Genomic DNA, 9995 nt, shown 5'->3' on the forward strand with positions numbered 1-9995 from the left:
GGCCGAAGCAGGCCCGATCCATCGCAGTTGGGGACATTGCGTGCAGCGTGCCAGCAGGACGGCTCTTGGATGGGTTCGCCGCGCTCAGCGCAGGATGGGCTGGTTGGGCAACTCATTCGTATCATCGGCGCCGGGGGTCTGGGGATAGTGCTGCGCAAGCAACAGGCCCAGCGCCTCCAGTGCAATGCCCAGCCCTTGTACCTGGTGCCCGGCGGCCAGATCGCCGATCAGCTGGGCGCAGATCGCCTGCCACTGCGCCTGCGGCACCGCATGTGCAATGCCGCGGTCGGCCACCAGTTCCACCCGCCGTTCGGCCAGCAGCAGGTAGACCAGCACCCCGGTGTTGTGCTCGGTGTCCCACATGCGCAGGTCGGAAAACCATTGCACCGCGCGCTCGCGCACCGGCAGGTCCCGCCACAGATCGCGCAACGGCAGCCGCGCCTCGACCACGATGCGCAGCTCGCCCTGGTGCCCATGCTCGGCCTGCGCGATCACCGCCTCCAGCCTTTCCATCGCCGTGCGGTCGAAATGGCGCCACGCGCCGATCGGCTTGAGGTGCTGCCATATTCGTTGCCAACGCATCACCAGCCTCCCGAGGCACCACCGCCCCCGAATCCACCCCCGCCTCCGGAAAAACCGCCCCCACCGCCGCTGCCCCCACCCACCCGATAGCCGCCGCCGGAATGGCTGAGCGCAACGCCGGCCAGATCCCAGAACAGGCGCGAGCGCACGATCGCCAGCAACACCAGCATGCCCAGTGCCACCAGTGCCGCGGTCACAAGGCCGTAGCCACTGCCCAGCGCCGCGACCGTGCTCACCCCGGCTGCACCGGCACTGCCGATCCAGTTGCCGGCCACCTTGCTCAGGATCAGCCCTCCGAACAGGATGGCGGCCAGCACGATCAGTGGCGGGAACGCGTCGTTGCCGCCCGTGTCTTCGGCTTGCGGTGCCGGCAAGGCCTCGCCGCCGATGATCAGCGCGATGCGTTCGGTACCCGCCTGGATGCCGCCGGCGAAGTCGCCGTGCCGGAACGCCGGCAGTATGGTCTCGCGGATGATGCGGCTGGCCGTGGCATCGGTGAGCGCGCCCTCCAGCCCGTATCCCACCTCGATGCGCACGCGCCTATCGTTCTTGGCCACCAGCAGCAGCACGCCGTCGTCGACGCCCTTGCGTCCCAGCCGCCATTGCTCGGCCACACGGATCGCGTACTGCTCGATGGTCTCGGGCTGCGTGCTGGGCACGAGCAGGATGGCCAGCTGGCTGCCGTGCCCGCGTTCCAGCCCGGCCAGCCGCGCGTCGAGCGCTGCCTGCTGTTCGGTGCTCAAGGTGCCGGTCAGATCGGTCACCCGCGCCGTAAGGCGGGGCACCGGTACCTCGGCCCGGGCGAACGGCAGCAGCCCCAGCAGCAGGCAGGCGATGACGGCGAGGCGCATCATTTTGCTTGCTCGAACTCGACCTTGGGCGGGCTTGCCAGGCGCTTTTCGTTTTCCACGGTGAAATTGGGTTTCACCGCCATGCTGAAAAGCTTGGCGGTCAGGTTGTTGGGGAACGAGCGCACCGTGGTGTTGTAGCGCTGCACCGTAGTGATATAGCGGTTGCGCGCCACGGTGATCCGGTTCTCGGTGCCTTCAAGCTGGGCCGACAGATCGCGGAAGCTATCGTTGGCTTTCAGGTCCGGATAGCGCTCGGACACGGCAAGCAGACGCGACAGCGCCGAGGTCATCTCGCCCTGCGCCGCCTGGAACTTGGCAAACGCCGCCTCATCGTTGATCAGTGCCGGGGTCACCTGCAGCGAGCCCACCCGGGCGCGTGCCTCGGTGACCTCGGTGAGCACCTCACGCTCATGGCTGGCATAGCCCTTGACCACGTTGACGAGGTTGGGCACGAGATCGGCCCGGCGTTGGTACTGGTTGAGCACTTCGGACCATGCCGCGTTCACGGCCTCGTCCTGTGCTTGCATGGTGTTGTAACCGCAACCCGATAGCGTGGCGGTGAAGAGCAGGATCAGCAGCAGACGTTTCATCGGAAGTCTCCAACGTGAGGCGTTCGGTCCCGGACGCACGTTGCCGGGCAAGCGCGAGGGTGGTGCGTACTGCCATCCGCATGGCAAATGTCGATCGGTGCTGGCGCAGTACGGCCGCTTGCCGCATGGGCGGGGCCAGGGCCGTATTGTCAGACAAGGACCGCGCGATGCAAAACAAGCGGGGTTGCATTGACACGGCAGGCATTGTTGCGCAAGGCGCGACACCTTACCAAGCGGGCCTTCCGGTGGCGTAGTCCGGATGCCGCCAGTGCCGGGCGGGAGACTGACATCGTGTCAGACGATTCTCACGGCATATCGCGCAAGTACCTGATAACTCGCCTTGCGGTTGCTGGATATTCTGCCGTCATCTGGCGGTCCCGCTTGGCCGCATTGCCTATAGAGAACTTAGAAGAGGGGATTCGATATGCAAGGCTACGGCAGCAAGAACTGGGCTTCGATGCGGGCGCTGGCAAGCGCCCATCATCTGGCACGTGCCCACCTGTGCATCCAGTGCGCGAAACTGCTGCGCAATCCGCGCTCAGCCGAACCGCATCTCGGTCTGGCCACCGCCCGTCCCAAGCACCATGAAGCCGGTCTGGAGTTCCGCCACTTCCGTTGCAGCGAGTGCGACCAGGAATGGACGCAACGGCTGGATCTGGGCGAAGGCGTCAGCCATTGGACCATGAAGGCTGCATTCTCCACAGCGCCCGCGTTGCGTGGCGCCGACAGTGCGTCGTTCGGATTGCGCTGAGATTGTCCAGGCCGGCGCGCTCGTCGGATCGAGCCGGCCGACCCCCCGGCAACGACTTGTACTTCCCATCCTGATCAGCGCAGATTTCATGCTGCCGCACGTGTGTGCGGCAGCATGAATCCGATCCAGAAGAAAAGGACGAGGAGTACTTTGATGAAAAAGCATCTGATGTCGCCGTTGCAGGCGAGGCTGCTGGCTGGCGCCGTGCTGGCCACCAGCGCGTGGGCCTTGCCGGTCGCTTCGGCTCAGGCCGCCTGCGCGGCCTGGGCTGAAGGCAACACCTATACGGCGGGCGCCGTGGTCAGCTATGGCGGGGCAAGCTATACCGCCCGGGTGACGCATACCGCCTATGTGGGCTCCAACTGGAACCCCGCCGCTTCGCCCACGCTGTGGCAGACCGGCGGCGATTGCGGCGTGGTCACACCGACGCCGACCGGCCCGCTGACGCCCACGCCCACCAGCGTACCGACCCATACCCCGACCCCCACGCTGACACCGCCGCAGCCGTCGCGCACGCCCACGCCACCTGCGGGGGTCTGCTACACCGCCTGGAACAGCAACGATACCTATACCGGTGGCCAGCGCGTCACCTACAACGGTGTCAATTACGAAGCCAAGTGGTGGACCAAGGGCGACAACCCGGCGCAATCGGGCGACTGGGGGGTGTGGAAGAACCTTGGCGGCTGCGGCAGCAATGTCACGCCCACGCCGGTGACGCCCACGCCGACCCCGGTCACGCCGACGCCCACTCCCACGCCGCCCACGCCGACCCCCACGCCGGGACCGGCACCGGCGCGCATGTACGTGGGTTATGCGAGCACCTGGAATACCAGTATCTATGACCTCACGCCGGCCAACATCCCCAGCTACTTCACCCATGTGAACCTGGCCTTCGTGCGGCCGGATACCAACTACACCCGCGGCTCGTTCGCGTTCGATCAGGAAGTCGCCGGCTTCGAGTTCGTCGAAGGCGCGGCCACCGCCAACGGCCAGAAGCGTCTGACCGCCCAGCAGGCGCAGGATCTGCGCAACAACGTCGCCGCACTCAAGGCGCGTGGCACGCAGGTGTTCCTGTCGGTTGGGGGCTGGTCCTACAGCCAGGGCAGCCAGTGGAGCCGCTTCAACGCGCCGCATGTGGTCGATCTGGCGCTGGACCTGGGGGCAACCGGTGTCGACATCGACTGGGAGTCGTCCGGCAGCAACTGCAACAAGGGCGATGCCGCAACCTTCAGCTGTTCCAAGGACGGCGAGATCGCCGGCATCATCACCAGCCTCCACAACGAGATCCGCAGCCGCGGTGCCGGCCTGAAGATCTCGATCGCCGGCTGGTCCACCGGTGCGTACTACGTCAAGGGCACGCCGTTCGAAGAAGGCAAGGTGCAGTGGGGATCGCCGTTCGGCGGCACCATGTACCGGGTGGTGAAGGATCACGGCAGCAAGATCGACTTCATCAACCTGATGTCGTACGACGGTGGCGAGTACTACGACCCGCGCGAAGGCTACGAATCCTACAAGGCGATCTACAACGGCCCGATCAACATGGGCATGGAGATCGCACCCGAGGGTTCGGGCGGGGCGGTGCTCAAGCTCAGCGACGGCGGTGTGGCGTACGACGCCGAGCTGCTGACCGGTGCCAACAACAGTGCGGTGGCCTACTACAACGTGCCCACGCTGGTGAAGTACGTGAAGAACAAGGGCCGCAACTACGACGGCTTCATGATCTGGCAGATCTGGAAGCAGCGGGTGCACCAGCCCGCGCCGTCCGGAGCCGCGACCGAGAACAGTGCCGGGCAGTATGTCTGCCAGAACCTGCCGCTGGCAGGCAACTGCAGCGACGTGATTCCGGTGCTGCCCAAGCTCGCGCCGTAACCGGCTGAGTCGTCAGCGCCATGACGGGCGGGCCTGCGGGCCCGCCCGTTTTTTACGGGTGCAGCCGCTGTGAGGCACAGGGCACAGGGGTGTTCCGGCCGGCCCGGTCACGGGTCGCCAAGGCGCGCGTAGCGGGGACCTTGTGCGGTGGCGATGCTGGCGTAGAGCTGCGGCACCGCCAGCGGCCAGATCAGCGGGGGCATGGTCCGGGCCACACTGCCGGCGGCACGCAGCAACGTCACATGGGGGACAAAGGGTTTGGCATCGAAGGCCATACCGTCTTCGCGCAGTGCCTGCCACAGCGTGCCGACCAGTTCCGTCAGCCCGGCCGACGCCGGGCCGCCGGCCCAGACGATGCAGCCCTTGGGGCTGCCGGTCTTGAAGCTGCCGACCCGGTCGATCCGCCAGTGCGCCCGGTGGCGGGACAGGGTGGCCAGGCGTGCCAGCAGCACGGGTACCTGCGCCGCCGGCGTCTCGCCCAGGAAGGCCAGCGTCAGGTGAAGATTGGCTGCCGGCATTGCCCGGCCGCCGACCTCGGCATGCAGCTGATCGCGCAGCGTGACCAGTGAGGGCAGCAGCATGGGCGGCGGCGCCAGCGCGATGAACAGCCGCTGCATATCAGGCCCAGCCATGGCGCGCCAGGAAGTCGCCGGTGACGGTGCCGGCATCCCAGGTGAATTCGGGCAGGCGTGCAATGGCCTCGGCGGCAGTCAACCGGTAGAACCCGGCCACTTCGCCGTCCATGTTGCAGGGCACGAAGTGTTCGGGCAGACACAGGTCATAGCAGTGCAGCACCTCGTCGTGCGTGCCGTCCGGCTCGTTGCGTGTCACCCGTAGCGTGCCGCCATAGATCAGGTCGCGGGTGAGCCCTGCCGGCACGCCGGCTTCCTCCCACAGCTCGCGTATCGCGCACCGGTCCCGCGTCTCATCCGCTGCCAGCCCGCCGGCCGCCAGATTGTCCAGCCGGCCCGGGTCGATGGCCTTGCTCGCCGCCCGGCGACCGATCCACAGCTGCTGTCCGCTGCTATAGCCGTTGACATGCACCGCCTGACTGATGAGGCCGAGCCGGCGGAACGCCGAGCGCTCCAGCGCGAACAGCGGCCGGGTAAGGTCGGGGCGGCCGTCGGACAGCGGGGCGAACACGGTGTAGCGCTCGTCGCGCCAGCCGCGGATCAGGCCTGCATCACGCAGCGCCTCTGCCGCGCGTTCGAGCAGCGCCCCCACGCCGGCAGGCGTCCCGGCCGCCACATGCACTGCGCCATCTGGCGTCTGCCTGAAGGCTGGATCGAACCCCAGTACAAAGCGCACGGTTTCCGGCTCCAGCCAGCCCAGCGGCGCATCAAGCAGATGCAAACGTGCCAGACCCACGGTTTCGAAGCGTGGCGGGTATGCCAGATAGCGCCGCAGGCTGGCGTCCATCGGGATGCCTTCAGCCTGCCCGGCAGCACTGCGGCGCTGCGGGCACGAATGGTTGGATCACGGTATGCATCAGCGTTTCCTGGGGTGAGCGTTTTGCCCCGGTTGTACCGGGGTCGGGCTCAAAGGGCTCAGTATAGACAGCGCTCCGCTGCCGTCCGGCAGGCCGTGGGCAAGCAGCCATGTGCCGGCTGCATACCCGGAGAGGCCCCGGCGCAGACGCTGTCCTAGCAGCCATCGATGGCTGTTTCAAATGGCACGGGCGTGCCGCGTCGGCCACGGCTGGCCACTGCACAGCGTACGCTGGGTCAGACCCCCTTCCATGCCGCCACCGACCGGGCGTGCTGCTGGCAGACCCTCGTCAGTGTGGGTCGTCATCGACCGACAGCTGTGGGGTGTCTTGCCGCCGTGACGGCGCGCACGTCCGGCGCCGCAAAACAACCATTTGCCATGCCAGTCAGCGTGCGACATCTTTACAGTCAGCTGCGATTTTTCTGAAAACGATTGTTTTTCAAAGGGTTTTCATGATTGCTTGCCTGGATGTTCATTTATCTGAACTTGATGGGGACATCAAGGCCACTTGACGCGGCTGTTCAATAATTTGAACATGCGTCGATGCGCAAACTCGACGCCATCCGGATCTTCGGCACGCAAAGCCGCCTTGCTGCCGCCCTTGGGCTTGGGCGCTCGGCGGTGTCGCAATGGCCGGACGATCTGCCGCAGCGCCACGCCGATCAGGTGCAGGGTGCGGCGCTCAGGCTGGGCTTGCTTCCCGATGTCGCCAAACGAGGTCATGTCACGATGCAGAAAATCCGTAAAGCCGTATTCCCCGTCGCCGGGATGGGAACCCGCTTCCTGCCCGCCACCAAGGCCAGCCCCAAGGAAATGATGCCGGTGGTGGACAAGCCGCTGATCCAGTACGCCGTGGAAGAGGCGCTGGAAGCGGGCATCACTGAGATGGTGTTCATCACCGGGCGCAACAAGCGCAGCATCGAAGACCACTTCGACAAGGCGTACGAGCTGGAGAACGAACTGGCGGCCCGGGGCAAGCAGCCCTTGCTGGATATCCTGCAATCCATCATTCCCAAATCGGTCAGCTGCATCTACATCCGGCAGACCGAAGCGCTGGGGCTGGGCCATGCGGTGCTGTGCGCCGAGCCGGTGGTGGGCGACGAGCCGTTCGCGGTGATCCTCGCCGACGATCTGATCGATGGCAATGGCACCTCCGAGATGAAGCGCATGGTCGGGCTCTTCGGCGATACCCATTGCTCGGTGCTCGGGGTGGAACAGGTGCCGCCGGCCGAGACCAGCTCGTATGGCATCGTCGAAGTACAGGAGGGCGGGAACAACCGGCTGCGTGTCAGCAATATCGTCGAGAAGCCCAGGCCCGAGGAAGCGCCTTCGAACCTGGCCGTGGTCGGGCGCTATATCCTGACGCCGCGCATCTTCCATCACCTGCAGAACGTGCAGCCCGGCAAGGGCGGCGAGATCCAGCTCACCGACGGCATCTTCGCGCTGATGCAGGAACAGCACATCCTGGCGCACACGCTCAAGGGCACGCGCTACGACTGCGGTTCCAAGCTCGGTTACCTGAAAGCCACACTGGCCTATGGCCTCAAGCATGCCGAGGTCGGTGACGAATTCACCAGTTATCTCAAGGAGTTCTGCACCAGACTCCCGTAAATGCTGGCTGGGCTAGCCGGAGAGGGCGGGGCGGTGCGCTGGCATCGCCCCTTTTTCTTACTTAGTATTCAGACAACGCTGCCCTTGGGGCGGATCAACGCAGGCTTGGCCTGGCGCGCGGATTCGCTCTTCGCGCTCGCCTTTGCCGATTCGCCCCATTGCAACAGGAGATCGAGATGCTTGCCATCATCGGCGGAACCGGGGCGACCCAGTTGGGCCATTTCGTGCCCACCCATCGCCGCGTCATGCGCACACCCTATGGCGACCCTTCGGGCGCGCTGACCTTCGGCCGGATCGACGGTCAGGACGTGGTGTTCATCGCCCGTCACGGCTACGGCCACACCATCGCACCGCACCAGATCAACTACCGCGCCAATATCTGGGCGCTGGCCGAAGTGCAGGCCGACGGCATCGTCGCGCTCGCATCGGTCGGCGGCATCCGTGCCGATCTGGCCCCGGGCGTGCTGGTGGTGCCCGATCAGATCATCGACTACACCTGGGGCCGTGCCCAGACCTTTTTCAGCGACGGCGACAAGCCCATCGTCCATACCGATTTCACCCGCCCGTACGACGAGCCGTTGCGGCAGCGGCTGTTGCGGGCCGCTCTGCAGGCCGGCGAGGGCATCGTCGATGGCGGCACCTATGCCTGCACCCAGGGGCCGCGGCTTGAAACCGCGGCCGAGATCCGCCGTATCGCGGGCGACGGCGGCGACATGGTCGGTATGACCGCCATGCCCGAGGCCATCCTCGCGCGCGAAGCGGGGCTTGGCTATGCAACCCTCGCCTTCGTCTCCAACTGGGCGGCCGGCATGGGCGACAACACCGAGCGGGTGGCGCTGGAGGCGGCCAGGGAGCAGACGGCGCCGTCGTTGGAGCGGATCCTGCGCATTCTGCGCCAGCTGGTCGTCGCGCCGGCCGCTCATGGCTGACCTGGCATATGCCGGCCTGGACAGGATGAACATGGATAGCACGGTGTATTGGGTCACCGGCCTTGCCGGTGCAGGCAAGACCACGCTGGGCTCGGCGCTCCATCAGCGTCTGTTGGCCGGGGGCCGTCGCGCGGTCATGCTCGATGGCGACCGGTTGCGCGAGGTATTCGGCGGCCAGCACGGCTACAGTGTGGAAGAGCGCCGCTATCTGGCGATGTGCTATGTGCGGCTGTGCAAGATGCTGGCCGACCAGGGCACCGACGTGGTGTGCGCCACCGTGTCGATGTTTTCCGCGGTGCGCCAATGGGGGCGCGACCATATTCCCGGCTATCGGGAGATCTATGTGATCGCGCCGCAGGATCATCTGTTCGAACGGCGCGCGTTCTATGCCGACAGCAATGCCTCGCACGACGTGGTCGGGCTCAATCCGGCCTATGAGCTGCCCACCGATCCGGATCTGGTGGTGCAGAACGACGGGCAGCGCACGCCGGAACAATGGGCCGAGCAGATTCTGACCGCGCTGGGCATCCATCTGCCCGGCCAAGCGTGAAAAGGAGAGTACGTTTTGAAGACCGAATGGGACTACACCGAACTGGCCGATGCCTACCTGCAGCGGCCTGACTATGCCAAGAGCGCCATCGACCAGCTGTTGACGCAGGCCGGGGTGCAGGCGGGCGACCCGGTTTGCGACGTGGGCGCCGGCGTGGCCCACCTGACGCTGATGCTGGCCGCGCACGGCCTGCAGGTGGTCGCGGTCGAGCCGAACGATGCAATGCGCGCCAACGGTATCACCCGCACCCGGGCGTGTGCCAACGTACGCTGGCACGAAGGCACCGGCGAGGCGACCGGCCAGCCCGACCAGGCGTTCCGGCTGGTGACGTTCGGCTCGTCGTTCAACGTGACCGACCGGCCGGCGGCGCTGCGGGAAACCCGTCGTATCCTCAAGCCGGGCGGCTGGTTTGCCTGCATGTGGAACCACCGGGACCTGGACGATCCGATCCAGTCGCGCATCGAGGCCATCATCCGCGAGTCCGTGCCCGGCTACGGCTACGGCACGCGCCGCGAGGACCAGACCGAGGTCATCGACCAGAGCGGGCTGTTCGGACCGGTGCAGCGCATCGAGGGCAGCGTGCTGCATCACCAGGGCATCGACGACTGCATCGAAGCCTGGCGCTCGCACGCCACGCTGCAACGACAGGCCGGCGAGCGCTTCGGTGAGGTGGTCGATGCCATTGCCGCCTATCTGCACGGCCTGGGCACCGACCGGATCGCCATCCCCTACGTGACCAACATCTGGGCGGCGCAATTGAAGGGTTGAAGCCAG

At 66.2% G+C, this 9995-nt stretch carries 12 protein-coding genes; 6 read left to right on the plus strand and 6 right to left on the minus strand.

All coding sequences use genetic code 11. The features are described from left to right. Window positions 1–84 precede the first annotated feature (84 nt). Genes N8I74_RS10155 through N8I74_RS10165 form a run of 3 tightly spaced genes read right to left on the minus strand, consistent with a single transcriptional unit; the run spans window position 85 to window position 2023 of the window. On the minus strand, window positions 85–582 hold the full coding sequence (locus tag N8I74_RS10155; RefSeq protein WP_263122907.1) for a TPM domain-containing protein: 498 nt from the start codon (window positions 580–582) through the stop codon (window positions 85–87). Continuing rightward, window positions 582–1436 carry a TPM domain-containing protein gene (locus tag N8I74_RS10160; protein WP_263122909.1) on the minus strand — a complete coding sequence of 285 codons (855 nt, stop codon included), beginning with the start codon at window positions 1434–1436 and terminating at the stop codon, window positions 582–584. The genes N8I74_RS10155 and N8I74_RS10160 overlap by 1 nt, the downstream gene beginning before the upstream one ends. Then, entirely contained in the window at window positions 1433–2023 is a 591-nt protein-coding gene (locus N8I74_RS10165) for a LemA family protein (protein WP_263122910.1), read from the minus strand. The genes N8I74_RS10160 and N8I74_RS10165 overlap by 4 nt, the downstream gene beginning before the upstream one ends. A gap of 424 nt (window positions 2024–2447) precedes the next feature. On the opposite strand from N8I74_RS10165, the gene N8I74_RS10170 reads away from it, so the two are divergent. Together N8I74_RS10170 and N8I74_RS10175 are read left to right on the plus strand one after the other, a co-directional pair. Further along, window positions 2448–2774 carry a hypothetical protein gene (locus tag N8I74_RS10170; RefSeq protein WP_263122912.1) on the plus strand — a complete coding sequence of 109 codons (327 nt, stop codon included), beginning with the start codon at window positions 2448–2450 and terminating at the stop codon, window positions 2772–2774. Window positions 2775–2927: 153 nt separating this feature from the next. Then, window positions 2928–4643, plus strand: coding sequence for a carbohydrate-binding protein (locus N8I74_RS10175; RefSeq protein WP_263122914.1), 1716 nt, complete (start codon window positions 2928–2930; stop codon window positions 4641–4643). A 107-nt stretch (window positions 4644–4750) separates the two neighbouring features. Here the strand turns inward: N8I74_RS10175 and thpR are convergent, their stop codons facing one another. From thpR to N8I74_RS10190, 3 genes are all read right to left on the minus strand, one after another. Then, on the minus strand, window positions 4751–5275 hold the full coding sequence (gene thpR / locus N8I74_RS10180; RefSeq protein WP_263122916.1) for an RNA 2',3'-cyclic phosphodiesterase: 525 nt from the start codon (window positions 5273–5275) through the stop codon (window positions 4751–4753). After that, window positions 5262–6062, minus strand: coding sequence for an NUDIX hydrolase (locus N8I74_RS10185; RefSeq protein WP_263122917.1), 801 nt, complete (start codon window positions 6060–6062; stop codon window positions 5262–5264). Before N8I74_RS10185 ends, thpR begins: the two co-directional genes overlap by 14 nt. A 246-nt stretch (window positions 6063–6308) precedes the next feature. Further along, complete coding sequence (locus N8I74_RS10190; protein WP_263122918.1) at window positions 6309–6437, minus strand: hypothetical protein; 129 nt, start codon at window positions 6435–6437, stop codon at window positions 6309–6311. Window positions 6438–6674: 237 nt separating this feature from the next. On the opposite strand from N8I74_RS10190, the gene galU reads away from it, so the two are divergent. The 4 genes from galU to N8I74_RS10210 all read left to right on the plus strand — a co-directional run bounded on the left by galU (window position 6675) and on the right by N8I74_RS10210 (window position 9989). Beyond that, window positions 6675–7742: a UTP--glucose-1-phosphate uridylyltransferase GalU gene (galU, locus tag N8I74_RS10195; RefSeq protein WP_263122919.1), complete on the plus strand. Its 1068-nt coding sequence runs from the start codon at window positions 6675–6677 to the stop codon at window positions 7740–7742. 176 nt (window positions 7743–7918) lie between these two features. Further along, the gene (locus tag N8I74_RS10200; protein ID WP_263122920.1) at window positions 7919–8671 is read left to right on the plus strand and encodes an S-methyl-5'-thioinosine phosphorylase; all 753 of its coding nucleotides are present in this window, start codon (window positions 7919–7921) and stop codon (window positions 8669–8671) included. Between the two features lie 31 nt (window positions 8672–8702). Beyond that, a complete protein-coding gene (locus N8I74_RS10205; RefSeq protein ID WP_263122921.1) occupies window positions 8703–9221 on the plus strand; it encodes an adenylyl-sulfate kinase in 519 nt (172 codons plus the stop codon). Between the two features lie 15 nt (window positions 9222–9236). Beyond that, window positions 9237–9989, plus strand: a complete 753-nt coding sequence (locus N8I74_RS10210) for a class I SAM-dependent methyltransferase (protein ID WP_263122922.1) — start codon at window positions 9237–9239, stop codon at window positions 9987–9989. Window positions 9990–9995: the final 6 nt, after the last annotated feature.

The organism is Chitiniphilus purpureus, from assembly GCF_025642115.1.
GTDB lineage: Bacteria > Pseudomonadota > Gammaproteobacteria > Burkholderiales > Chitinibacteraceae > Chitiniphilus > Chitiniphilus purpureus.

Bases quoted from the DNA above. Each gene is read 5' to 3' on its own strand.
- N8I74_RS10160 (WP_263122909.1), bottom strand. From the start codon at position 1,436: ATGATGCGCCTCGCCGTCATCGCCTGCCTGCTGCTGGGGCTGCTGCCG.
- N8I74_RS10165 (WP_263122910.1), bottom strand. From the start codon at position 2,023: ATGAAACGTCTGCTGCTGATCCTGCTCTTCACCGCCACGCTATCGGGT.
- N8I74_RS10170 (WP_263122912.1), top strand. From the start codon at position 2,448: ATGCAAGGCTACGGCAGCAAGAACTGGGCTTCGATGCGGGCGCTGGCA.
- N8I74_RS10175 (WP_263122914.1), top strand. From the start codon at position 2,928: ATGAAAAAGCATCTGATGTCGCCGTTGCAGGCGAGGCTGCTGGCTGGC.
- galU (WP_263122919.1), top strand. From the start codon at position 6,675: ATGCGCAAACTCGACGCCATCCGGATCTTCGGCACGCAAAGCCGCCTT.
- N8I74_RS10185 (WP_263122917.1), bottom strand. From the start codon at position 6,062: ATGGACGCCAGCCTGCGGCGCTATCTGGCATACCCGCCACGCTTCGAA.
- N8I74_RS10190 (WP_263122918.1), bottom strand. From the start codon at position 6,437: ATGACGACCCACACTGACGAGGGTCTGCCAGCAGCACGCCCGGTCGGT.
- N8I74_RS10155 (WP_263122907.1), bottom strand. From the start codon at position 582: ATGCGTTGGCAACGAATATGGCAGCACCTCAAGCCGATCGGCGCGTGG.
- N8I74_RS10205 (WP_263122921.1), top strand. From the start codon at position 8,703: ATGGATAGCACGGTGTATTGGGTCACCGGCCTTGCCGGTGCAGGCAAG.
- thpR (WP_263122916.1), bottom strand. From the start codon at position 5,275: ATGGCTGGGCCTGATATGCAGCGGCTGTTCATCGCGCTGGCGCCGCCG.
- N8I74_RS10200 (WP_263122920.1), top strand. From the start codon at position 7,919: ATGCTTGCCATCATCGGCGGAACCGGGGCGACCCAGTTGGGCCATTTC.